This is a genomic window from Desulfurobacterium sp. TC5-1, from assembly GCF_000421485.1.
Lineage (GTDB): Bacteria > Aquificota > Aquificia > Desulfurobacteriales > Desulfurobacteriaceae > Desulfurobacterium_A.
Genome location: NZ_ATXC01000001.1, coordinates 1,348,375 through 1,372,354, shown reverse-complemented (window position 1 = coordinate 1,372,354; position 23,980 = coordinate 1,348,375). Strand labels below are relative to the sequence as shown.

26 protein-coding genes are annotated in these 23,980 nt (G+C 40.4%); 3 read left to right on the top strand and 23 right to left on the bottom strand.

The window, feature by feature from the left end; translation table 11 throughout:
- Window positions 1-14 precede the first annotated feature (14 nt).
- From H153_RS0107195 to H153_RS0107135, 13 genes are read right to left on the bottom strand one after another with little or no spacing between them, the layout of a single operon-like run.
- On the bottom strand, window positions 15-1,412 hold the full coding sequence (locus tag H153_RS0107195) for an NADH-quinone oxidoreductase subunit N (protein WP_022847462.1): 1,398 nt from the start codon (window positions 1,410-1,412) through the stop codon (window positions 15-17).
- Window positions 1,409-2,905 (bottom strand): NADH-quinone oxidoreductase subunit M, encoded by a 1,497-nt coding sequence (locus tag H153_RS09580; protein ID WP_022847461.1) that lies wholly within the window; start codon window positions 2,903-2,905, stop codon window positions 1,409-1,411. Before H153_RS09580 ends, H153_RS0107195 begins: the two co-directional genes overlap by 4 nt.
- 15 nt (window positions 2,906-2,920) lie before the next feature.
- On the bottom strand, window positions 2,921-4,702 hold the full coding sequence (locus H153_RS0107185; RefSeq protein ID WP_022847460.1) for a Na(+)/H(+) antiporter subunit D: 1,782 nt from the start codon (window positions 4,700-4,702) through the stop codon (window positions 2,921-2,923).
- Entirely contained in the window at window positions 4,692-4,943 is a 252-nt protein-coding gene (locus H153_RS0107180; protein WP_022847459.1) for a hypothetical protein, read from the bottom strand. The genes H153_RS0107185 and H153_RS0107180 overlap by 11 nt, the downstream gene beginning before the upstream one ends.
- Window positions 4,944-4,946: 3 nt before the next feature.
- Window positions 4,947-6,428, bottom strand: a complete 1,482-nt coding sequence (locus H153_RS0107175) for a monovalent cation/H+ antiporter subunit D family protein (RefSeq protein ID WP_022847458.1) — start codon at window positions 6,426-6,428, stop codon at window positions 4,947-4,949.
- 3 nt (window positions 6,429-6,431) lie between these two features.
- Complete coding sequence (gene nuoK, locus H153_RS0107170) at window positions 6,432-6,725, bottom strand: NADH-quinone oxidoreductase subunit NuoK (RefSeq protein ID WP_155883441.1); 294 nt, start codon at window positions 6,723-6,725, stop codon at window positions 6,432-6,434.
- Window positions 6,726-6,742: 17 nt separating this feature from the next.
- Window positions 6,743-7,246, bottom strand: a complete 504-nt coding sequence (locus tag H153_RS0107165; RefSeq protein WP_022847456.1) for an NADH-quinone oxidoreductase subunit J — start codon at window positions 7,244-7,246, stop codon at window positions 6,743-6,745.
- Entirely contained in the window at window positions 7,243-7,743 is a 501-nt protein-coding gene (locus H153_RS0107160; RefSeq protein WP_022847455.1) for a 4Fe-4S binding protein, read from the bottom strand. Before H153_RS0107160 ends, H153_RS0107165 begins: the two co-directional genes overlap by 4 nt.
- Window positions 7,744-7,759: 16 nt before the next feature.
- Window positions 7,760-8,734 (bottom strand): NADH-quinone oxidoreductase subunit NuoH, encoded by a 975-nt coding sequence (gene nuoH / locus H153_RS0107155; RefSeq protein ID WP_022847454.1) that lies wholly within the window; start codon window positions 8,732-8,734, stop codon window positions 7,760-7,762.
- Entirely contained in the window at window positions 8,731-9,876 is a 1,146-nt protein-coding gene (locus H153_RS0107150; protein WP_022847453.1) for an NADH-quinone oxidoreductase subunit D, read from the bottom strand. The genes nuoH and H153_RS0107150 overlap by 4 nt, the downstream gene beginning before the upstream one ends.
- Window positions 9,876-10,373 carry an NADH-quinone oxidoreductase subunit C gene (locus H153_RS09575; protein WP_022847452.1) on the bottom strand — a complete coding sequence of 166 codons (498 nt, stop codon included), beginning with the start codon at window positions 10,371-10,373 and terminating at the stop codon, window positions 9,876-9,878. The genes H153_RS0107150 and H153_RS09575 overlap by 1 nt, the downstream gene beginning before the upstream one ends.
- Complete coding sequence (gene nuoB / locus H153_RS0107140; RefSeq protein ID WP_196799802.1) at window positions 10,373-10,876, bottom strand: NADH-quinone oxidoreductase subunit NuoB; 504 nt, start codon at window positions 10,874-10,876, stop codon at window positions 10,373-10,375. Before nuoB ends, H153_RS09575 begins: the two co-directional genes overlap by 1 nt.
- A 5-nt stretch (window positions 10,877-10,881) precedes the next feature.
- Window positions 10,882-11,265, bottom strand: coding sequence for an NADH-quinone oxidoreductase subunit A (locus H153_RS0107135; protein ID WP_022847450.1), 384 nt, complete (start codon window positions 11,263-11,265; stop codon window positions 10,882-10,884).
- Between the two features lie 187 nt (window positions 11,266-11,452).
- Here H153_RS0107135 and H153_RS09570 point away from each other — a divergent pair, with 187 nt between their 5' ends.
- The 3 genes from H153_RS09570 to H153_RS0107120 are packed head-to-tail and all read left to right on the top strand — an operon-like array spanning window position 11,453 to window position 13,536.
- Entirely contained in the window at window positions 11,453-11,764 is a 312-nt protein-coding gene (locus H153_RS09570) for a NifB/NifX family molybdenum-iron cluster-binding protein (protein WP_022847449.1), read from the top strand.
- A 57-nt stretch (window positions 11,765-11,821) separates the two neighbouring features.
- The gene (locus H153_RS0107125; protein WP_022847448.1) at window positions 11,822-12,673 is read left to right on the top strand and encodes an ATP-binding protein; all 852 of its coding nucleotides are present in this window, start codon (window positions 11,822-11,824) and stop codon (window positions 12,671-12,673) included.
- The gene (locus H153_RS0107120) at window positions 12,664-13,536 is read left to right on the top strand and encodes an ATP-binding protein (RefSeq protein ID WP_022847447.1); all 873 of its coding nucleotides are present in this window, start codon (window positions 12,664-12,666) and stop codon (window positions 13,534-13,536) included. The genes H153_RS0107125 and H153_RS0107120 overlap by 10 nt, the downstream gene beginning before the upstream one ends.
- Here H153_RS0107120 and H153_RS09565 read toward each other — a convergent pair.
- The 10 genes from H153_RS09565 to H153_RS0107070 all read right to left on the bottom strand — a co-directional run bounded on the left by H153_RS09565 (window position 13,519) and on the right by H153_RS0107070 (window position 23,978).
- Window positions 13,519-13,812 carry a NifB/NifX family molybdenum-iron cluster-binding protein gene (locus H153_RS09565; RefSeq protein ID WP_022847446.1) on the bottom strand — a complete coding sequence of 98 codons (294 nt, stop codon included), beginning with the start codon at window positions 13,810-13,812 and terminating at the stop codon, window positions 13,519-13,521. The two genes, H153_RS0107120 and H153_RS09565, sit on opposite strands and share 18 nt — an antisense overlap.
- Window positions 13,813-13,923: 111 nt before the next feature.
- Complete coding sequence (locus tag H153_RS0107110; protein WP_022847445.1) at window positions 13,924-15,144, bottom strand: DUF6175 family protein; 1,221 nt, start codon at window positions 15,142-15,144, stop codon at window positions 13,924-13,926.
- Window positions 15,141-15,872, bottom strand: a complete 732-nt coding sequence (locus tag H153_RS0107105; RefSeq protein WP_022847444.1) for a FecR domain-containing protein — start codon at window positions 15,870-15,872, stop codon at window positions 15,141-15,143. The genes H153_RS0107110 and H153_RS0107105 overlap by 4 nt, the downstream gene beginning before the upstream one ends.
- Window positions 15,869-17,707 carry a hypothetical protein gene (locus H153_RS0107100; RefSeq protein WP_022847443.1) on the bottom strand — a complete coding sequence of 613 codons (1,839 nt, stop codon included), beginning with the start codon at window positions 17,705-17,707 and terminating at the stop codon, window positions 15,869-15,871. The genes H153_RS0107105 and H153_RS0107100 overlap by 4 nt, the downstream gene beginning before the upstream one ends.
- The gene (locus tag H153_RS0107095; RefSeq protein WP_022847442.1) at window positions 17,704-18,993 is read right to left on the bottom strand and encodes a PEGA domain-containing protein; all 1,290 of its coding nucleotides are present in this window, start codon (window positions 18,991-18,993) and stop codon (window positions 17,704-17,706) included. Before H153_RS0107095 ends, H153_RS0107100 begins: the two co-directional genes overlap by 4 nt.
- Before the next feature lie 11 nt (window positions 18,994-19,004).
- Window positions 19,005-20,090: a hypothetical protein gene (locus tag H153_RS0107090; RefSeq protein WP_022847441.1), complete on the bottom strand. Its 1,086-nt coding sequence runs from the start codon at window positions 20,088-20,090 to the stop codon at window positions 19,005-19,007.
- On the bottom strand, window positions 20,090-20,677 hold the full coding sequence (locus tag H153_RS0107085) for an LPP20 family lipoprotein (RefSeq protein ID WP_022847440.1): 588 nt from the start codon (window positions 20,675-20,677) through the stop codon (window positions 20,090-20,092). The genes H153_RS0107090 and H153_RS0107085 overlap by 1 nt, the downstream gene beginning before the upstream one ends.
- 20 nt (window positions 20,678-20,697) lie before the next feature.
- Window positions 20,698-21,891: a murein transglycosylase domain-containing protein gene (locus H153_RS0107080; RefSeq protein WP_022847439.1), complete on the bottom strand. Its 1,194-nt coding sequence runs from the start codon at window positions 21,889-21,891 to the stop codon at window positions 20,698-20,700.
- Window positions 21,892-22,023: 132 nt separating this feature from the next.
- The gene (gene selD / locus H153_RS09560) at window positions 22,024-23,067 is read right to left on the bottom strand and encodes a selenide, water dikinase SelD (protein WP_081638838.1); all 1,044 of its coding nucleotides are present in this window, start codon (window positions 23,065-23,067) and stop codon (window positions 22,024-22,026) included.
- A gap of 35 nt (window positions 23,068-23,102) precedes the next feature.
- Window positions 23,103-23,978 carry a nuclease-related domain-containing protein gene (locus tag H153_RS0107070; protein WP_022847437.1) on the bottom strand — a complete coding sequence of 292 codons (876 nt, stop codon included), beginning with the start codon at window positions 23,976-23,978 and terminating at the stop codon, window positions 23,103-23,105.
- Window positions 23,979-23,980: the final 2 nt, after the last annotated feature.

The window sequence follows — 23,980 nt, the reverse complement described above, 5'->3', positions numbered from 1 at the left end:
GGTGAGGATTTCCCTCACCTTAGTATGCCTGTAGCCTTTAACGCCATTTGATAAATTGGTGATGGAATAATTCCTATTGCAAGTACAATTACGGCCAGTATGACCGCTACGGTAGAGTCAATCGGTGACGTATTTACTTTTTCTTCTGTTTCACTCTCTTCTGTGTATGAGAAGCGGATAAACTTCAGATAGTAATAGGCTGCTACTGCTGTGTTAAGAGCCGCTACAATAATAAGCCAGTCAAATCCCTTACCCCATGCACCTGTAAGGAGGAAGAACTTTCCTATGAATCCTCCTGTAGGTGGAAGTCCTATCAGTCCCATTGCAGCAATTGTTACGGCGAATGCAAGAATCGGTGCTCTTTTATAGAGCCCTGAAAAATCCTTAAAGGTAAGATTCTTGCCGTCAGAGAGTTTACATATAACCCAAAAGGCAAGAAGATTCATAAACATGTAGGCCGCTGCGTAAAATGCAACGTTTGCCAGTGCTTCTTTTGTTTGAATGAGAAGAGCAACTGTCATGTAACCTGCATGGGCGACAGAAGAGTATCCAAGAACTCTTTTAACATCATCCTGAACGAGAGCAGTAATGTTACCTATTGTCATTGAAAGTGCAGCGAATACCGCAAGAACCGATGCAACGGCTGCTGATGGGTAAACTGCCCCAAGAAGTCTTATGAGCACCACTATTGTTCCAAGTTTTGGAAGTGTTGTTGCATAGGCTGCAGTTTCGTTTGCCATTCCCTGATAAACATCAGGTGCCCAAAAGTGGAACGGGAACAATGCCAATTTAAACAGGAATCCAACTAAGAATAGTGTTATTCCAAATGTTGCCATCGGATGGGCCGTTAAGGTCCATCCAATATTTTTAAACTGGGAAAGCATCGTTGTGTGGGCATCAGCATAGATGAAGGAAAGACCGTAAAGTGAAACGGCGGTCATAACCGCACTAAATAGAATGTATTTTATGCCAGCTTCAGCTGCTTCTTTACTTTCAGCTCTCAGGGGAACTATAGCATAGAGAGCATATGAAGCGATTTCTAAAGAGATGTATATAGTTATAAGTTCTACAGAAGAAGAGAGCATCATGAGTCCAAGAACGCTTATAGAGATTAGTAAAAAATAATCTGCTCTGCGGTTTTCATCTATACTTTTCACATGGAGGAGAGAGACTATAAAAAATCCAATTGTTATTAGTAGTTTAAAAAATTGAGATAGCATATCTATTTTATAAGTTCCGTAGAACATAAGTCCGGAGTTAAAAAGTGAGACAGCGGTAACGACAACGCATGTTCCTGTTAGGAACGGTAACCAGGAAAATTTCCTTTTTTCTTTGCCAAGAGCAACTAAAAACAGAATTATAACTATTAAAAGCTGAAACAGCTCAGGTAAAAGCATTACTATTCCGTTCATTGCCTCTCTCCGTAAGAAGGAATGGTATGTTTATTTATAAGTTTTCCGTTAGAATTTTTCTCTACGTGAGTGATGAGAGTTTTAATAGACGGGTCTATCGTTTTGAGGAAGATGCCCGGAGCAACACCTATATAAATTACAAAGAATGCAAGGGGTAGCAACATTACGATTTCCCTTAAAGTTAGATCCTTCCACTCTTTTGCTTTTGAAGGTTCGCCCCATGCAAGCTTTAAAGTGAGTCTAAGCATGTAAGCTGCCGCAAGGAGCGCACCCGGAATAACTGCGAGTCCAAGAGGTACATCTTTTGCAAAGGTTCCTATAAGAACTAACATTTCACCAACGAAACTGTTTGTCCCGGGAAACGCAAATGAAGACAGTGCGAAAAGGAGGAAAAACCCCATGTAAATGGGCATGTACTTTGAAAGCCCCAGGTTATCTTCTATTTCTCTGCTGTGGCTTCTTTCATAAAGTGCACCAACCAGCATAAAGAGGGCACCTGTTGTAATGCCGTGGTTAAGCATCTGCATAAGTGCACCTTCAACACCCCTTAAGTTAAACATGAAAATACCTAACGTTACAAATCCCATGTGAGCTACAGAAGAATAAGCGATAAGCTTTTTAATATCTGTCTGTCCTAACGCTACAAAGCCGCCGTAAATGATTGAAATTACAGAAAGAACCACCATAAGAGGTGCAAGTGTGACGCTTGCTTCTGGTGCAAGGGGTAAACAGAGTCTTAAGAATCCGTAAGTTCCCATTTTAAGGAGAACAGAAGCAAGAATAACACTACCTGCTGTCGGTGCTTCAACGTGGGCAGCAGGTAGCCATGTGTGGAATGGGAACATTGGAACCTTTATAGCAAAGGCAAGAGCCATGGCAAGGAACGTAAATATCTGAAAAGTTAAACCAAATTTGTGTTTCATAAGTTCAGGAATGGAAAAGGTTCCGGCACTTTTGTAGAATGCAATGATGGCAACGAGTAGAAGAACACTTCCAGCTAATGTGTAGAGGAAAAACTTTATGGAAGCGTATTTCTTTCGCGGTCCACCCCAAACGGCAATGATAAGGAACATCGGAATGAGCATTGCTTCCCAGAATATGTAAAAGAGAACCAGATTAAGGACGGAAAACAGTCCGATACATGCAGCTGCGGTCAGCAAAAGTGCTACGTGAAATTCTTTCACACGTTTCTTTATGTAGGTCCAGGAACAGAGAACTGTAAGGGGAAGAAGAAACACAGTTAGCAGAATCATTAAAATACTTATACCATCAACACCTACGTAATAGTTAAGCCCAAGAGAAGGAATCCACTTTACTTTCTCTACAAACTGAAATCCTGCACCCGGTTTAAATCCTGTTATAAGAGGTATTGATAGTCCTATCTCAACCAGTCCAACTATCAGCGTGTAAAACCTTACTGTCTTTTCCCCTTTTAAGAAGGGAATAACTATCGCCGCAACTATCGGAAACAGTATAAGTGCAGTTAGAACCATTGGTGCCACTCCGTTTTAATGTAGTATAAAGTAAAGAATCAGTATTATTGCAAATCCAAAGCTTAGAGCATACTCAACGTACTCATTGAGGTTTCCACTCTGTAGGTTGCCTAAAATGCCACCACTTTTTTCAACGGCCTTTGCACTTCCGTCAACAATACCGTCAATGACGCCCCTGTCAAATATGGATGTAAATTGAGAAACTGTAATTAGAAAAGCAACACCAAGTTTCTTGTAGAGCGTTGACCAGAAACTGTCTATTGAAGCTACAAAGTCTGCAAATATCATCATGAGCCATTTAACAAAGTCGTAGTAGAGATATTGAAGGTCAAGGATAATTTTGTCGTGAGGTTTGACAATTTTCCTCAGCAGGTAGAATCCAAGACCTGTAAATCCAAGGAGCTGTAGTGTGGAAAGAACGTGAAAAGCCGTGTAAGGATGGTATTCGACAGGCTGGATCGGAAGCATATGGTAAAGGTAATGAGGATATGAACCTACAAGGATGCACATAAATGCCGCCATTGCCATGCCGACATACATGTTTTTTGGAACAGGTTTAACTTCACCATCAAATTCCTTCTTGTGGAAGAATGCAAAGTATGGAAGTTTAAGACCAACAGAAAGGAAAGTACCGACAGCAGCAACTTCAAGTCCAAGGGCAAGTATTTTCATATGCTCTTCAGCTGCACCTGCTATGACCATTGTTTTTGTAACGTACGCGGCAAACAGCGGTGCACCTGAAATAGAAAGGGCCCCCACCATGTAGAAGATCATTGCCCACGGAAGTTTGTAGGCAAGTCCGCCCATTTCTGTAAGTTTTCTCCTTCCTGTAGCCTCTATGATTACGCCTACGCCCATAAATAGCAGACCTTTAAATAGAATATCTGCGTAGGCGTGGGCAATACCGCCGTTAAATCCTAAAGAGTTACCTATTCCTATTCCGGCAACCATATAGCCAACCTGAGAGATAATATGGTATGTGAGAATCTTTCTTGCATTGTTTTCAATAAGTGCCATGGCGGCACCGAATATAGTCATAACTGTTCCTGCAACGGCCAGCAGATACATACCGGGGAATACCGTTGCCAGTGCAAAGACGGCTGTCTTTGTGGTGTAAGCGTTCATGAAGGTAATACCCGTTACTGTTGAACGCGGATAAGCGTCGTGAATCCATGCGTGTAGGGGAACTATTGCCGCATTAATGGCAAAACTTATAAGGATTAGCCAGTCGTAAGCGGCAAGGTGGTGTATATCTATGGTAGAAAAGTCAAAGCTACCAACGTATTTATATCTGAGCATTATCCCAGCGAGGAGGAACAGACCGGAAACGATGTGGAAGAGTAAGTATCTAAACGCAACAACAGGCGCACAGTCAAGGTCTTCATTTAGCCAGATGAGAAATGCAGAAGCGACTGCTATCAGTTCCCAGAATATGTAAAGTGTTAGGTAATCTGCAGAAAAGATACAGGCGATGGCACCGCCTACGTACGTTGCAGCGGCAACGTGGTGCCATGGATTTTTTACATGCATTGAGAATACCATTGCAATTATGGCTTCAATGGCAAATATGTTTGCGAATATAAGTGAAAGTGTCGAAACACGTGCAGTTAGCGTGTAGCCAAGGTAATGCCCAAGCTCATAAATTCCCGGCTTCATTGACATACTTATGATAAGTGCAAGTACGCCGGGAATAGGTAGAAACCACTTCCATATGTGATGTCTATCCTTTCCAAGGATAGGTACAATTACTGCCAGCAGAAAGAAAAATATTGCAGGATGTATGAAATTAGCACTCATAGTACCCCTCTGGACGGCTTATTAGTGGATAAATAACCTTCTTCATAACTAAGATGATTGTTATTGAAAATACGAGTCCAAAAATACCCCACGCTCCGGGAATCTTTTCCCACTCGAAATGGGGATGGTGTGGCTTTATGAAGATATTTAGAACAACTGTCAGGGCTAAAAATGCCCACCAGAGCAGTTTCAGTTTGTGACTGTTATCCCTTAGGGTTTCCAAAACTTTAACCATGTCCATTTCTTACCTCCAGAGCGTCTGAATAAGGTTGAGGAAGAAGTAAGGGTAAATACCAAGTAGTAAAGATGCAATGGCTGTAACTGTTAAAGGTATGACCATTGTTAACGGTGCTTCCGATATATGTTCTATTTCAATTCCGGGTTTGGGCTTTTCAAAGAAACCTTTATAAACGATTGGTACAAAGTAAGCAGCGTTGAAGAGGGCACTGATAAGCAGAACAACCATAAAAATAACCTGATGGATGTTTAAAGCACCTTCTATCAAGTACCACTTACTTACAAAACCGACTGCCGGCGGAAGGCCGATCATGCTTATAGTTGCAAGGCCAAACATACCAAATGTTATTGGCATCTTTCTGCCTACGCCCGAAAGCTGACTCACCTTTTTAAGATGTGCAGCTACATATATGGCACCGGCAGCAAAAAATAGGGTAATTTTAGAAAAAGCATGTGCAGCAATGTGAAAAAGTCCTCCCTGTATTGCTGCAGGAGCCAGCAGAACCACACCCAAAACTATGTATGAAAGCTGGCTTATTGTAGAGTATGCAATCCTTGCTTTTAGGTCGTCTTTTGTTAGAGCTATTATTGAAGCAACGAGAATTGTAAATGATGCAAGGTAGGCACTCGGTATGTCAAGGTGTAGTCTGTGCATCGCATTTGTTCCCATCACGCAGAGAACCACTCTTGCGATTGAGAAAACGCCGGCTTTAACAACGGCAACCGCGTGTAGAAGTGCAGATACCGGTGTTGGTGCAACCATAGCGGATGGAAGCCAGTTGTGTAGCGGCATAATGGCAGCTTTTGCGATACCTGCTATGTAAAGTGCGTATGTTAATACCATTATCCAGTGAGGTGTGGTTGTGGGGAATATACCGTGGGCAAGGTCCATGAGGTTAAAATCAAGTGTTCCGGCATAAACGTAGGTAAGTATCATCGCCGGAAGCAAGAAGAGTTTGGAGGTACCCATAAGGTAGATAAGGTATTTCTTTGCACCTTCTAAAGCCGTTTCTGTCTGTTCGTGACCAACTAAGGGGAAAGTAGCTACAGTGATTATTTCATAGAAAAAGTACATGGTAAAAATGTTGCCACTGAATGCTACACCTAAAGCGCCAAATATGGCGAGTGCAAAAAATGCAAAGAAGCGGGTCTGTGCGTGTTCTTTTAAGGAGCGCATGTAACCTATATTGTAGCTTGTAGCGAATATCCAGAGGAATGAGGATACAATGGCAAACAGGAGACTCATTCCGTCAACGGCAAGCTTAAAAGAGATACCCGGTATTAATTCGGAAATCTTGTATATGAGAACCTTATGGTTTAACACCGGAGGAACAAGGGATATTACCGATAGGAAAGTTAAAATGGCAATGATAAAGGATACCATTTCTCTTCTGTTCGGATCTTTTCTCATAAACACTATAAGTAGGGGTGCTATACCTGTCAGGATTAACGGAATCACCATCTGTGCACTAACGACAAATTCTTTCATCCCTTAACCTCTCAAAGTTGCAACTTTTTCAGATTCTACAGTTTTAAACCTTCTATAGACGATTAGAGCTATTGCGAGGACGAGCGTTGCTTCTGCAGCTGCAAGGCCCATTATGAGTAGTGCACCTATCTGGCCTGTAGCGCTGTCAGCTGTTGTTAATTGTGAAGAGGCAACAAGAGATAACCCTGCGCCGTTCAGCATTATCTCAACACCGATTAACATCCCTATAAATGTTCTTTTAAATGCCATACATGTGGCACCTATGAAAAAGAGCAGAGCACCTGTAAGCTGGAACATTGTAAGTGGTGAGAGAATCATTCTTTTTCCCTCCTTCTCTCAAATCCGAGAGCCACGGCACCTGCCATAGCTACAAAAAGAACTATGGATATAAGCTCAAAAGGAAGCATGTATGTTGTTAAAAGAGCTTTTCCAATGACTTTTAAGCTAACTTCTTGTGGGAGCGTGAAGTTTATTCTACTCCTTGCAATTGTCAAAACCATTGTTGCAGCGGCAATGCCTGCAGGAACGGCACTTTTTAAGAGTCTTTTGATATCAAATTTTGCTTCACAGTCTGTTTTTGTAAGCATTATTGCGAAGAATATTAAGACACTTACAGCACCTACGTATATCATTATCTGCATTAATGCCATAAATGGTGCTGCCATAAGAAGGTACATCCCTGCCACGCCAAACAGTGTTACAATGAGACCAACGAGAGACCTTACGAGATTCTTGCTGAATATGGCAAGTGCACCGCCGGCTAAGATTATAAATATGTAAATTCCAAAAGCTGCGTATCCGGCAAGTTGTTCTATCATTTTTCCTCTCCGTATCTTTTCTTGAAATCTTCAAGAAGGTTGTAAACGAAATCGTCCCTGCTTGTTCCCACGATATACGGATAGTTTGAAAACTGGAGTGTTTTAGTTGGACAGGATTCAACACACAATCCACACAGACTGCACAGAGAAAAGTCAACGTAGAATCCCTGAAGTTCTCTGTTGACCTTTTTTTTCTTTTTGCCGTCTGGCAGTTCAATCTCTTCAACTGTCTGCTTTACATCAAGTTTTATGCAATTTGAAGGGCAGCTCCTTGCACACATACCGCAGGCAACACATTTGTGCTTATTCCCGCTGGGTGGAACGGGAACAAGCTGAATTACCATCCTGAAACCTTCGAGACCTTCTTTTCCAACAGTTTCCCATGGATAGTTTACTGTCACTTTCGGCTTGATGAGGTATTCACCTGTTATTTTCATACCTACAAAAAGGCTTTTAATTCCTTTTAAAAACTCTTTTATATCCTGTGCCAGAGCCACTTTTTCCTCTCCAGTTTTAGAAAAGTTTTACTAAAAATGCCGTTGCAAGAAGATTTAGTATGCCTGCCGGGATTAGATACTTCCAGCTCAGGTTGAGTAGTTGGTCGAATCTAACCCTTGGATATGCCCATCTTATCCATATTATGATAAAGCAGAGCAAGTACATTTTTAAAAGAAACCACCATATGCCCGGAAGGAACGGGCCCTTCCATCCACCAAGGAAAAGAGCGGTCATTACTGAAGATGCAACTACAACGTGGGTATATTCTGCAAGCACAAAAAGTCCAAAACCCATGCCGCCGTACTCTGTGTTGTAACCTGCCGTTAGTTCACTTTCACCTTCAGGAAGGTCGAAAGGTACTCTGTTCATCTCTGCGAGTGATGCTACAAAGAAGATTACAAATGCTAACGGCTGAACCACTATATTCCACTGCCAGGGGAAATTTCCCTGCTGATTAACTATTTCAGAAAGGTTTAGTGTCCCTGTCATCATAGCTATGGCCAGGGCCACAAGAAGTATAGGTACTTCGAATGCTATATATTGAGAAACTGAACGGGCGGCTCCAAGGAGAGACCACTTGTTGTTCGAACCCCAGCCACCTATACAGAGGGCGAGAACGTTAAGTCCCGCGAATGCAAGTATTAAAACGATTCCCAAGTTAACGTCTAAAACTGTAAATGTTGGGCTGAAGGGAATTGCTATGAAAAGTACCGGAACCGCCATAAAGGCTATGAGAGGAGCAGCCCAGTATAGGTATTTGTCAGCCTGCTTCGGCGTTACAAGCTGCTTTGTCATGAGTTTTACCATATCGACCATCATCTGAAAGATTCCGTGAGGTCCCACGGCGTAAGGTCCGAGTCTTCTCTGAATAAATCCGGATATTTTTCTTTCGCCGTAACCTAACAGGATTGCGTTTAGCCCTATAAACATAAGGACCACAACGAGCCCAGCAACGATTTTTAGAAACGGTGTTCCCATTATTCCACTCATTTGTCTATCTCCGGAATAACAAGGTCTAAACTTCCAAGTGTTGCAACATAGTCTGCAAGTAGCATTCCTTCAGATGCCTCATTCAGCAGGCTCAAGTTTGAATAAGTTGGAGAACGCAATTTTACCCTATAGGGATTCAACCCTCCGTCGCTTACAACATAGATACCTACCTTTCCTCTTGCACTTTCAACGGAGAAATAAGCTTCTCCTGGAGGAGGTTTGAGGATTTTAGGTGCTTTTTTGTTGCGGAAATCTCCTTCAGGAAGCCCTTCTATAGCCTGTTCTATAATATTTAGACTCTGCTCTATCTCTCTCATTCTAACCGTGTATCTTGCAAGACAGTCGCCCGATTCTTCCACTGGAATTTCAAAGTCAAATCTGTCGTAAACACCGTAAGGTTCTGCTTTTCTAACGTCGTAGTTTATACCTGAACCTCTGGCTACCGGTCCTGTTGCGCCGTACTTGGTTATCAAGTCTTTTGAGAAAACACCTACGCCTTCAACCCTTTTTCTGAAAATGATATTTTCCGTTACAAAGTCTCTGTAAAGGTTCAGCCTTGAGCGCATTCTTTTGCAGAAGTTTTTTGTCTGTTCTATGAACTTTGAGTCGATATCCTGAAATACGCCACCGAAGCGGAAGTAAGTGTATGTTAATCTTGAACCGGTGACTCTCTGAAGGATGTCAAGGAGAATTTCCCTGTCCTCGAAAGCGTACATTACGGGTGTGAATGCTCCAAGGTCGAGGAGATAGACGCCCCACCAGAGCAGGTGAGATGCTATTCTGTTAAGTTCAGTGGTGATGACTCTTATATATTCTGCCCTTTCCGGGACTTCTATGCCGGCTAATCTTTCAACGGCTCCCACGTATGCCCAGTTCCAGGCCAAGGCATGTGCATAATCGAGCCTTCCGGTGTTTGGATAAAACTGAGGATAGGTTTTTACCTCTCCCATCTTTTCCTGCATTCTGTGCAGGTATCCAAGAACACATTCGCTGCGTACGATATATTCACCATAAAGTTCCACTAAAACTCTCAACACACCGTGTGTTGCCGGGTGCTGAGGTCCCATGTTAACGATTATCGTATCGTCTCTCTTTTTCTCAGCAAACTTTCTTGAGTAAAAGTCTTCTTTCCAGAATTCCATCAGGATTGCTCCTCTTTACTTTCAGATTCTTCCTGCTCTGATTTTTCAAAGAACATCGGGAAAATATCTTTAATCGATTTTGCACTCTTCTCGTCTTTTCTGAGAGGCTTTCCTTCAAAATCTTCAGCAGGGAGAAGCAGTGGCTTTAGATCCGGGTGTCCTTTGAAGTTTATGCCGAAAAATTCGTACACCTCTCTTTCATGCCACAGAGCACCGGGATATATATCGGAAATAGATTCTATTTCACCCGGTTCTTTATCTATGGATGTTCTTACTGTTACTGTTCCAGGATTTTCAAAATGGTTAAATCTGTAGAGCAGGTGGAAACACTCTTTAAATTCCATTGCCATTACGTCTTCAAGAAAGTAACCGTTTTCTCTGAACCGCTGTGTGACCTCTCTTATGTTTTGCGGTTCTATGAGAATTTGTTTTTTGCTTCCCTTTAGTCTATCGTCTTCAATGATTTTTATATCAATTCCCTCAAGGAGTTTTTCCATTATTTATCCTCCTTTGGAGGTTCTGGCCACCAGCGTTTGCCACTTATGAGTTCCTGGAGTTTAAAGATTGCTTCAAAGAGTGCTTCAGGCCTTGGTGGGCATCCCGGAACATATACATCAACGGGAATAAGTTTGTCTATACCCTCTATTATGCCGTACTGACCTTTGAAAACGAAAGGTCCACCTGATATAGCACAGCTTCCAAACGCTATAACCCACTTTGGATGAGGCATTTGCTCGTACAATCTAACGATAGCAGGTGCCATTTTCTTGGAAATGGTTCCAGGGACTATCATAAGGTCAGCCTGCCTTGGTGAAGGTCTAAAAACCTCAGAACCAAATCTTGCAAGGTCAAATCTGCACATTCCCGCAGCCATCATCTCAAGGGAACAACAGGCAAGACCAAAAGCCATCGGCCATATTGATAGAGAACGGCACATTTCAATAAACTTTTCAGCTACTGCAAACTGAACGACTGGTGGAACAACTTCCGGTTTTATCATTGGTTCTATTGTATGTTTATCTTTTTCGGCCATGTAAAAACTCCTTTTTTAAGGAAGTATATAACCGCGGCTCCAAGCACTCCTACAAATATTAGAACGTCTATAAACGGAACAATTCCCGGTGCTTCCGGGTAGAAAACAGCAACCGGAAACAGATAAAGAACGTCCACATCAAAGGCTAAAAAGATAAGGGCGTAGAAGTAGTAGTTGATGCCAAACTTTCCCCAGGCATTATCGTGAGGTACCATACCACATTCGTAAGTTGTATATAAAAGTTCATCTTTAATCTTGTGGGATAAAAGTGTTGATGCCATTAAGGGGCCAGCACCAAATGCCAATCCACCAACCATGAAGAGTATAACTGCAAGGTGAAGCCAGGAAAAAACCATAACCTTTTCTCCCTTTGCTAAATATTAGCGTTCCGAAAGCTATTTTTACAAAATTTTTACATGAAGTCAATATCTATTTTTTACTATATAGAAGAGGCATAGTCCTTTTTTTTCCCTTGTTGTTGACGTTCAGAAGTTATAGTATTAATTAATACGTAAAGACAAATAAAATTTTTGGAGGTTAAGGATGCGTATAGCTGTCCCTGTTAACGAGGATAACGGTTTGGATTCAACTATTTGTGAGCACTTTGGCCATGCCCCCTATTTCGCGATCATAGATGTTGAAGGAGAAGATATTAACCTTTCCATTTTCCCGAATCCTGCTATTGAGCATGCTGCAGGCCAGATTCCAAGGATGCTTGCGGAAAAGAACGTTAACATGATAATTGCCAGCAGAATGGGAGAAAAGGCGAAGCTTTTCTTTAAACAGTTTGGTATAGAAGCAGTTACAGGTGCTTCAGGAACGCTTAGAGATGTTGTTGCCCGGATTACAGCGTAAAAATTTTTTTACCGTCCGGTTTGTAAATACTAATAAAGTTTGGTGGAGGTTTCCTTAATGATAATAGCGTTTTCCGGCGGAAAAGGCGGAACCGGTAAATCTACCGTTTCTACGAATATAGCGGTTCTTCTTGAGTATTTTGCACTTGTTGACCTTGATGTTGAAGCACCGGATGACCACATTCTTCTTTCAACGGAACTTGTCAAGGTTAAGGATGTGAATCTGTTTCAGCCGGTTTTTAACCACGATGCCTGTTTTGCCTGTGGAAGGTGCCTTGATGCGTGTCACGACAGTGCAATAATAAGTGGAAGGGATGGTAAACCTATTCTTATACCTGAACTTTGTGGTGGTTGTAGAGGCTGTAAACTTATCTGTCCTTCTGAGGAGGCAATAAAAGAGGGTGGAAAGTTTGTTGGAAGAATCTATGAAAATTTGACACCTTACGGCTTTCCCCTAATTACAGGGGAACTTCTTGAAGGAGAAGAAAAGACCTACAGGGTTTTGCTTGAGACGAGGCGTTATGCTGTTGGTAAGTATGAGAAGCTAATATTTGACACGGCTGCTGGGGCTGGCAACAGTATTTTTAAAGCTCTTGAAGGTGTTGATGTTGTTGTTGCTGTTACAGAACCAACGCCTTTTGGGGTAAGGGATTTAGAAAAAATTCTTGAAGTGACGAAACGGCTGGAGAGAAGGACGGTTGTTGTTATTAATAGAAGCGGTACCGGTGATGAGTCTGTCGTTGAGAGTTTATGTGATAGATACGGGGTAAAACTAATTGGAAGAATCCCTTACAGTGAAAATGTTATGAAAAGTTACTTTGAGAACAGGCCCATTGTTAAAACTGATCTGCCGGAAGCGGAGGTTTTTAAAGAGCTGAAGGATAGAATTTTGGAGGAAGCATGCAAATAACTGTTTCAAGTGGTAAGGGAGGCGTTGGCAAGTCGTCTATAACGGCTTCTCTTCTCTATTTACTTGGTAAAGACATTGAGTTGGTTGCTGTTGATGCTGATGCTGATACTCCAAACCTTGATATACTTTTAAACGTTAAAGATTGGGAAGGGGAAGAGCCTCTTTCTGGTGAAAGAATTGCCGTCATAGATGACAATAGGTGTAACGGTTGCGGTTTATGTGCAAGGCACTGTCCCTACGAGTGTATAGAGAGGGACGGAAAGGTTTATCGCGTGAATGAGGACTTGTGTGAAGGTTGTAATGTTTGTTCTATCGTCTGTCCCCACGACTTTGTGATCTTTTTTAAAGAGACGGTGCCCGGCGTTGTTAAGTGGGGTAAGACCGTTTACGGTTTTGATCTCGTTTCTGCTCAGCTGTTTCCTGGACGCCCCAATTCAGGTAAGCTCGTATTTAAGGCAAAGAAATTGGCAGAGTCTTTTGATAAGGATTTGATCGTGGTTGATGCTGCAGCTGGTATAGGTTGTTCAGTTGTAGCGAGTGTTAACGGAAGTGATATCGTTGTTGTGGTTGTTGAACCTACGGAAGTTTCCCTTTCCGATGCTAAAAGATTGATAAAGGTGCTTGATCATTTTGGTTTAAAAAGGGTAGGGGTGATAAACAAATTTGACGTTCATCCTGGTTTTGTTCCGGTAGTGGAAGAATTTCTTAAGGAGGCAGATGCCGAAATTATCGGATATGTACCGTACGATAAGAATGTCGTAAATGCAATGTTAGGGGGAAAACCTGCAGTAGAGATTTTCCCCGAGTCTCCGTTTTCATTAGCTGTAAAAAAGGTTTATGAAAACTTAAAGAACTTCATTTAACGTTCTCAGTCCCTCTCTTACTTCGACTTCAATGCCTGCCTGTTCCAATGCCGATGAAGCGTGAGGACCGGCAGGCTTTTTAAGGATAACTTTCTCAACACCGCCATTAATTATAAATTGGGAGGCCTTTACACCAGCACCGCTTGAAGTTTCACTACCCGGATTTTTAACAAACTTAACATTATTTTCCTCTATGATCGCAAAAAACGGTGCTCTTCCAAATTCTGTAACTTCTGCTTCTCTTCTATCTTCAGTTACAGGAACGGCTATTTTCATCTTTTCCTCCAGATATTTTACTTTTGTTGGTTTAAATATACTAACTTTTTTAGGCAGGGCAACTAATAGGAAATTTGAGGATTGAAACTGCCCCCGGCCGGGGGCAGAGGATTATTCAATTTCTATATCTGTATCACCAGAACCGGCTTTGATGATGAGGAGAGAACCTGTATCAAGAACTTTTTCCAATTTTCCAGGTCCAGAATACATGTCTTCAAGTTTCATAAAGAGTTCATAAGCGTTTGGTATGTCTTTTACATACACAACGTAGGTTGTTGCCGATTTTCCTGAAGCTAAACGTTTAATGGGTCTCCTTGAAAGTTTTCTAAACAGTCTGTAAAGGCTTCTGTCAACGTCTCTAAATTGATCCTCTGAGGAGAAAACTACGACTTTGAAAGGTTTTCCTTTTCTTGTTTCTTTGATCCATGCCTTTCTTATCTGGAGTGTAATTTTGTCTGCAAGGTCGTTTGTCGCTTCCTGAACAACTGCTTCAGGCGATGTTACATTTCTTTCTGGTGAAAATCCTGTTGAAGCACCAAGGAGCTTTCCTGTAGCTGTTTCGTAGGCTTTCGCCTCTGCTGATGCTTTAAGGAATGTTCTCCCGTATTTGTTTACTTTCCACACGGATGTTTTCACTTTTACGAAAATGTCACTTCCAGCCTGCATCGCTTCCATGTAGTACGGATCAGTTTTTCCTTCAAGGGCTGCAACAGTTTTAATTATCTTGTCAATCTTTTCGTTTCCTTCCGGCACGTAAACTTCGTAATCTCTGTCCTGAAGGTATTCTTCAATTACCGTTACCGCGAATTTTGAAAACTCATCATTTGATGCTGGAAGGACGGCAATGAACGGTAGTCCAACTTCTTCAGATATTTCTTCGGTTGCCTCTAATACGCCTTCGTCAAGGAGCTTTTGCTTTAGGGCTTCCACATCTACTTTGAACAGGAAAGACATTACGATGTAAGGACCTTCTTTCCTTTTTGACTTTGGTTCGCTTTCCCATCTTATATAATTCTGAGGATTTCTTAAAATTTCTCCCAGTATAGCTTTTGCCTTTCTTCTCTCTTTTGATGTCTGCAGTAGTGGCCTATCACCACCAAAGAGAACAAACCATATGGCTGCTTTTCTGGCGTCGTTTCTTGCCTGATCTACCGTGCAGCCTTTTCCCGTGGCCAAGATGATGTATTCTGCAGTACTTGAAGACTCAACAAATTGTGCTTCTCTTGAGAGAGGTTCAACGGTGTTTGGCATACGGCAGAGCTGTTTCCCTGTTGATGCACATGATGTTGATAGTAGCAAACCAACTAACAGCAAGGTTACTTTTTTCTTCATTGTGACCCCCCAAAATATTCAAATAATTTGAAGTTCTCTTCTATTTCTTCAGGAATAGTGTCTTTAATGTAAACTTTGTTTCCTTTTATGGATACACTTTTTCCTGGAGGAAGCACAAATTCTCTGGTATAGAATAAAAATTCCTCCTGAATTTTTTTCTTGTAATTTTTAAATTCTTCCATAGTTCTGTTTTGGTATTGTTTAAACTCTTTTTGAAAATCGCTAAATTCTTTAAGAGTTTTTAATCTATATACTTCAAATTCTTTTTCAGGTGATCTTATAGATAGAGAACCTTTTTTGAGGAAAATGTCTGCATTTTGCCTGTTTACAGTTACGGCAAACATGGTACCTTTTACACCTATTATAGAAACAGGTGTTTTAACTGTTATGCCTGATGTTCCGCCGTATTTTTTGATTTTGTACAGAATTGTTCCATTTTCCTGATCGATAGTTTTGCTGTTTTCTATAAATAGGACGCTTTTTTCCAGTAATACAATGTGTGTTTTTTCTGAAAGAATCACAAAAGCTTTTGATTTTCTGTAGGTTTTTACTCGTGAGTTTACTGGTATCTCTTCGGGTGTTGTTCTAACTATTTCTCCCCTCAGATTGTCGTCGGTAAGAATTTTAACGCGGCCTTCTGTTTTAGTTATTCTGCCGGCATAGAGGCCGGCAGAAGCGTTTACAGGTATAAAAATTAGTAACAACAGGATATGGAACAATCTTTTCATTTTGTTCTCCTGCAGGAAGGCGGTTCAGAGTAAAGTTTAGACAGACTGCCCACTATCCCGAAGTGGTAGGATGCACCTATAAAGAAGTTTACACCACCTTCTGTTTGGGCAGTTCCGGTGTACTGGATGCCCCATATGTCTGTGTATGTTGTGTCGGAAGATACATTGACAGGGTAGCCGATTTCTCCGTTTATTTCAAAGTTTGCGGAAATGTTGTAAACGACACCCACATGGGGTGTTGTTGTTACGGCGCCTATGGTCAGCTTATCGCCGCCTGTTCCGGTAAACTGGAGGTATCTATATGACAGGTCTATTCCGGGGGTAACTGCAAGTCCTGTTGTTCCAAGGTATATTCTTTTATAAATACCGAGGCCACCTTCAATATAACTGTCAGGCGATATTGTTGCACCTAAAGCAGGAATGGTGATGTCATCGCCGCCTGACCCGGCGCCGGCGAACAGTCTGAGCCACCATTCTGAGAGTAATTTAGAGTTTCTAATGTAGCCAAGATCTGCATCAATGGTTACTCTCATTGTGCCCCAATTTCCGCCGCCATCTGCCGTGTAACCTGCCACCTCTGTTACAGTAAACGGTGTCATTCCTCCCTGAATTCCGAAAAGAATGCCGCTCCATGGATGCTCTCTCAGTAAATCATACTCTTCTGCCTTTCCTTTTATAATGTCGAATTTTGTCTTGTTCGTTGAATTAATTTCGCAGTTATAGGCCACTTCTCTTGCCTTACCGAATCCTTTATAAACTTTCTTACCGTTCTCAAATTCATATATGTCAAACGGTGCGTCTATTCTTATGGCTTCTGCTACACCGATTTTAGCTTTAAATGTTTTATCTTCCACCTCTTCTGCCGGTGTGAATATTGCGAAGTTATCATCTTCTTTTAGTTTCATTCCGGTGTTTATTGCGGCGGCTTTGACTGTAGTAAAGAGTGTTTTGTTAAAGAGGTCCCGGTAGAAAGCTTGATTGTATATTGGCACCTTTAGAGGTTTACTTTCAATGGTTGCACCTGAGTCTCCCCTGATCTCTTTGTAAAAGGTGAATTTTCCTTTATCGCCGTCGAATTTATATACGAGGAGGATTGGTTTGGCCTGTAAAGAGATCTTTGCGTTGTAGGGTGCTGTAAGTTTTTCAAGGCCTTGAGATATATTAAGAGAAAAGGCTCCTTCTATGGTCGGGATGTATGTTGCAAAGGCGAATCCTGAGTTCATTAGTTTTTCCGCTACTTCTGCAGTTAGGCCGAGTTCTTTAGCCTTTTGCGTTATAAAGGTTGCCTTCTCCTGTTCGGGAAGTTCCCTGTATCTTTGATCTAACGTGATTTCCATCAGTTTTTTCATTATTGGTGCGATATTGCCGTTTAGGTACCTTTCAACTTTTGATCTGTATTCGTTTAAACCGATTCCCTGTGGAATGGATGGTTGCGGAAGTTGAGCGTTTAGCGTAGCTTCGCCCGTTTTTGTCATTAAGATAACCTGATCTGGAAGGATGATAAGCTTATCGAATCGTTGTGTGATTACATATTTATAAAATGTCCTTGTTAGCTCTTCGATTTGAGCATCTGTTATGGGATAGGTATAAACCGTGTTTCCCGTCACGGATCTTATAATGCTTGTTATTACATTGGCGGCTCCCCTTTTAGTGTTGTCTATTACGGGCAGCCTGACAAACGTTTTTTGGAACTCGAGTTCACCAATGCTGACGGCGGTTTTTCTTTCGTATTTTTTCTGTGTTATGTCAGAAGTTAGGGTACCGGTGTTTTCTACTGCGAATACGTTTCCTGTTAGGGCGAGACAGATAGTGAGTGCAAAGAGCGCTTTTCTCATTTTCCTCCTCCTAATCGTTTTGTGTCAATGTTGTTCAGCAGGCTGTTTAAAACGGCTTTTGTTAATTTTTCCAACTTTGACTTAAGTATGGAGTTCTCCGTTTCTTCGGTTGTGAAGAAAGGTTTTATTTTTCCTTTTTTACTTGTAATAGGTTGACCGTTAGCATAAAAAGTGGCTATTACTTCTAATTCGTGTTTCGTGTATCCCTTTACCCTGGAAGAGTAGTCTTTGACCGTGATGGTTAACTTGTTTTCAGATTGGTTTTGAACGTTAAATCCACTATCTATCAGTGCTTTTTTTGCTATGTCTGTTACGAAAGGCATGTTTGCTTCTATAGCTACCGGGATGAATCCTTCAACCTTTTTAGGAAGTTCTATGGAGATATTTTTTATTTCCCCTCGGCCTATGTAGATTTTCTTTCTTACAGTTTTGTAACCCTTAGATTTAATAGTTATGAAATACTCTTTTTCCGGTTCAAGAAAGATAATTTCTCCGGGTGAGTATTCCTTTTTCCCTATGACTATTACCGCGCTGGCTGGCATGGTGTTAACGTTAAGTCTGCCAAAGTTTAGAAGCCTGTCTATGTATTTTAGTTTTTTCATTGCAAAGTTAATGGTGTTTTTGTCATTTGCCGATTCTGCAAGAGATAGAAGAATAAAAGCTTGATTTTGTAATTTTCGTAATTCATCTTTTGAAAGGTGCAACATGTCCCTTTTTAGTGTAGAGCTTAAGTAGGCAATAGTCTTCTTTAATCCTTCTTCTGTTATTATGGCACACACTTTATAGCCTTCTTTCGTTCTTCCTAAGTCCTGAAATCTGAGTCCTTTAAGGATTGTTCTTGTTCCAATTACAGTTTGTGAGAAGTATTCGCGGGATATTTTGCCTTTGCTGAGACTTTTTTGTGCAATTTCAAGGGCACTGACGTTTGAAAGTATGTCCTGTGATAGTCTTTTAACGGCAGTGCTTCTTGCGTCTTTTTGGTCTTTTCCGTAGGCACACTCTTTTAGAACGATTTTTCCCGATTTGTATTGAGGAACTGTTCCGATTTCTTCTTCGAGAGAGGCTGGTTTTTCTTTGCGGATGGTTTCTGGTGTGTTTTCGGATGTTGATGGTTTTTCAGGTTGGAATTCGTTTTCAAGTTCTTCAAATGCCTTTTCTGATTTTGATTGTATTGCTTGAATTTCAGCGTCCTGAAGTGTTGTGGTCTGGGAAGCGGGTTGTGAAGAGGCGCAGGAGAACAAAATAACAGGAAAACTCAGTGTTGAAATTAGTATTTTTAGTTTCATTATCTCCTCCCCTAAGGTTTTTTTAATTCGGCTATGCCTGCAAAAACGGTTCCAGAAGGTGAAAAGTAGATGCCTATGAGTTCGCCTTTAACAACTTCTGTCGTATTTTCTTTTGTAAATAGAGAGATCCATCTGGCGTTATTTAATCTTACAGTTACCCTTTCAGTGTCTATCTCTACGCCTTTTGATTTTGCCATCTGTATTAGGGCGTTTTCTATAGCTTTTTTAATTTGAGCTTTTATGCCAGAGATATTTTCGCCTGCAGAACCGATGTATATGTATCCTTTACTTTTGAGACAGAAAGGATCTATTAGCCAGCAGGGTTTTCCGTCTATGGTGGGATAGGGTTTTTTCTTTATATTCGGTGTAATGACATACACGAAAAGGCGTCCTTTTTTGTCGACAAACATTGAACGTACGAGAAAGTTAATCTCAGGATGGTCTGTTGCTTTGAAAGAGAAATCTTTTATTGAAAGTTTATACGCACCAACGGGCGTTCGGATACTTTTCCTGATTTCGGTTCCATTGACAGAGATGCCGTACATTAGTGCAAGTTTTTCAACAGCGTCTCGGACAGCGTATAGGTATTCATCGAAAAAGTTACTGGATATATTTGAAATTCCAACTGCTCCGGCATAACCTTCTATCTCGTAGTTACAGAGCCATTTGGGTTTGCATTTTTGAAGACTTGGATTTTTACAGTCTTTGTAGTATTTAAAAGGTGGTGTCGGTTTTTTTAGTCCCGCAAAGGCAGCATATATTTCACCTGCTACAAATCTATCGTCTTTGTATTTGTAGGTTAGAAATGTGACTTTTTTGTTTTTTAATTTAACTGGTTTTCTAATTTTGAGTGATTTAATTGCAGCTTCACAGTTAACGTTAAGAGTTGTGCATAAACTTTGCAGAGCTCTTTTTTTAGCAAGTTGAAAAGCCTTTTTCTCTGTTACACATGGGTTTGAAAATCCAACAGAACCAGGGAAATGGGGCCTCCCCGGTTCGAAGAACCAGGGAGGCGTAACTTTGACTACTTTTTTATTGCCGCATCCGTATGATAGCAATGTTAGTCCTATTGTTATCAGTAGAGCCGCTTTTCGCATTAGTATCCTTTAATCTCTTTCTCAAGTTCCTGCTGAGCTTTATAGGCTTTAAATTCCTGGTATAGGATGTCTTCGTCTCTTGGTGACATCTCCATCTTTTGTGCCATCTCTTTAATCATATTCTTGACTACAGCTGGTTGGAGAGCTACTACAGAACATACAACATATCTACCATCATCGGCACGGAACGTTTTTGTGCTTATCGGTCTGCTTCCTCTTAGGTATTGTTTTGCAACTTGTTTTGCGACCTCTTCAAAAGTGCTTCCCATGTACCTCTTTTTACCAGCAACAGTTCTGTTCTTGTACCTTTTAACCATTGTCATAACTTTTACTTCAAGGATTCTTGCGAGTTCACTTCTTGCGTCTGCGACAGCTTCTTCTCTTGCTATTTGGGCTTCTTCAAGATCATTGGCAAATACACACTTACACGCAGCTACACCACCTTCCATGTTTGCATACTTGTTGCAGAAATCATCCCAGGGTGTACTTACAACGGCTGTTGTTTTTGGTGCCGGTTTTTTACCACAACCGCCAACCATTACGGCCGCACCTATGAGTGTTGCTGTAAGAAGCTTTTTTACTCTCATCCTTTCCTCCCATGATGTTGTTAGAAGTTTTTATAGAACTTAATTCTATTATAAACTTTTTTTACATAGTTTCTTGTTTCTCTCATCGGTGCTCTTGTGGTTAGAACTCTATAAACTTCTTTTGGTGTCATTGCGTTTATTTTCTTTTCAGCAAGGTATAGCTTGGTTGTTCCTGTAAATGCCCTTGCGACACTACCGGGGCCTCCGTTGTAGGCGGCAATTGTGCAGAGTAATCTGCTTTCGGGGTTTTTGATGCCGGAGAAGTATTTATAGTACAACAGGTAAAGGTAACCCGTTCCTATGTTTATGTTATTTTTCTTATTGAAGAGGTATGATGGTGTTAAAATCATTGGCTTACCAAATAGATTTTTCGTTACGTCTCTTCCGGCAGTTTGTGGAACAATCTGCATGAGTCCGTACGCTGGAATATATGAAACAGCCATGGGATTAAAACTGCTTTCGGTGTGTATTATTGCGAGAACCAGCGGGTATTCCACGTTGTATTTTTGAGATATAGAAACAACAAGAGGCCTGTACTCCCTGGCCTTAAGGTATAGCTTATTCTTCGGAAACTTAAATGTGAGTGTGTATTTTGTTCCGCCTTTGTCTTTTGATTTAATTATCTTTGCCGTTTTTAGTATTTTTTCGGCTTCTTTTTCAGCCTCTTTTTTGGTTATTTCTGTTTTTCCTGTCAGGATGTCGCCTATTATGAATTCACTGTTTGGTGGGCGGCTTATTACTGTAGCTCCAGCAGCTATCAGTTTCAGCCTCTTGTCGGTGTTTGTAATTACCGGATTTCTTTTAAACGCATCTTTTGTTTTTTCGATTATTAATTCTGTTAGATTGTTTAGGAGCTCTTTTTTGTAATTTTGTGGCCGAAGTACTTCTATTTTCACCGTTGTGTTATTAAAGTCAACAATTTTACGGGCTTTATAGTTGTTGCTGTATTCTACAAATACTTTTTGTGATGGTACTATAGGGTTTTTCCACTCTTTCTCGATATTTTTCTTGTAATTTTCGAACTCTTCTTCCATTATTTTTTTGTAAGCTTCAAATTCTTCATCAATCCTTTTTTTGTATTTGTAAAATTCCGAGTTGTAACTTTTAAACTCATTGTATGTATTTTGATAATATGTATTGAAGTTTTCCGCTTTTACGTTTTGAGAGATAAATAATCCCCCGATAACGATAGAAATTAGAATACCCCTTTTCAACTTTTCCTCCCGCAAGATTTCTATATAACCCTAATTCATAATATATTCCTAAAGTTTTATAGAGACAAACTATTTAGGGATTCTTTACGGAAGGTGTGTTTATAAAATTTGCCTCTTGTCTTCGCCGGATTTTTATCCTCTGACTCTAATCTTTCCGGTTCCCTTTTCCGTTATTTTGCCTATTTCGTAGCAACTTAAGTTTTTCAACTTACATTTTTCTTCAAAGATACCTTTTTTATTTTCTGGAACAGATATGAGCAGTCCACCGGATGTTTGGGGATCAAACAGTAAAAGCTGTAGCTCTTCTTTGATATTACTATTAAATGTTACATTGTTTCCAACGTAATCTATGTTTTCGTAGGTTGCTGCCGGGAACAGTCCCATTTCAGCAAATTCTATTGATTGAGGAAGAAAATCAAAAGCGTTTATATTTATGATTGCGTTTACTTTTGAGTATTTCACCATTTCGTATAGATGACCTAAAAGTCCAAATCCTGTTATGTCTGTACAGGCGTTGACACCTATCTCTTTCATAACTTCTGCGGTGTCTTTGTTGAGTGTTATCATGACTTTAGATGCTTCTTCTGTAGTTGTTTCGTCAGCCATGTCAGCTTTTATAGCCGTTGTTATAACTCCTATTCCTAAGGGTTTTGTGTAGTAAAGAATATCACCGGGCTTTGCCGTAGAATTTCTAACAATTTTTTCAGGATGAACTATGCCTGTTGCGGCAAGTCCGTATTTTGTTTCAAGATCGTCAACGGTGTGACCGCCGATGAGAGAAACGCCAGCCTCTTTTAGTTTATCAGCGCCACCCTGAAGGATTTTAGGCAAGTAAGATTCAGGGACGTTGCATGAGGCGAACATCACCAGATTTATTGCGGTAATAGGCGTGCCTCCCATGGCGTATATATCTGATAGGGCATTTGCAACGGCTATCTGACCGTATATGTACGGGTCATCAACGACAGGTGTTATGAAGTCAGCAGTTTGAATCAACGCAGTGGTCTCGTTTAACAAATAGACACCTGCATCCTCTGCTGTTTCAAGTCCTATCAGTACGTTTTTATCCCTATATAAGCTGAGATTTTTTAGAACCTTTTCAAGCCCGACCGGGCTTAGCTTTGCACCTCAGCCAGAAGCTCTTACTGTTGTTGTCAGCTTAAACTTGTCTGCCATTTTTGCTCCGCCAGTCAGTTTTTATGGGAATTTGGCTAAATTTTAGCGTTTTTTATAAATTTTTGACAATCATAACAATAAGCCTTCCCGCCGAATAAACTTTTGTGATTCCAGCAGTAGGTTGCTTCTTTTTCGGAAATGTCTTTTTTACATCTGGCACAGAAGTATTTTTTCTTCTGTTCTTTTTTGATTCCAAAATAGGATAGCCAGTCAATTTTAATAGGTTTATGTAACATGAGTATCTTTTTGCCGAAATTCATAAGTTGTTCATGAGATGCTATTTTGCCTATTGCGGAAAACGTATCGGTAATAGACATTTTATCTATTTTTTCTTCAATGAATTTCATTATCATATCCGCTTTTATTATATTGCTTGTGTCAAATTTCGAAGACCTTTTCACTATTGTGTTAGGAGATACCATAATTACATTTAAGAATTTGGGTTTTATTCGAATAAATCTGCGAGGATACATATCTTTATTGGTTAATATCTTGTCTAAAAGATGAATATGCCTTTTATTTTGTTCTATAGGAGATGGGATTCCGATTTTGCTATTTTTGTATTTCAGTGTGAATTCGCCATAATCATTTATTTCCATATACTGAGCATGGAAATTTTTAGTTTCTATAACATACATATCGTAAAGTCTATTGATTAAAAGATGATCTATTTGTGCGATTTGGCCTTTGAATTCTATTCTTAAATCATGAATGACAACCCAATTTTTTGAATCCTTTAGATAATAATCTATGTAGTACGCTGCTGTTTTTTCTCCTTGAATTCCTTTTTTGATGTTGGTAATCATAATATTTATAAGTGTTTTTTGCCTTTGTGAAAGTTTGTATGATTTTAATATACTATTTAGCTCTTCTATCGCTTCAGTATTAGGTTGCCATTTTTTTAATAACATCT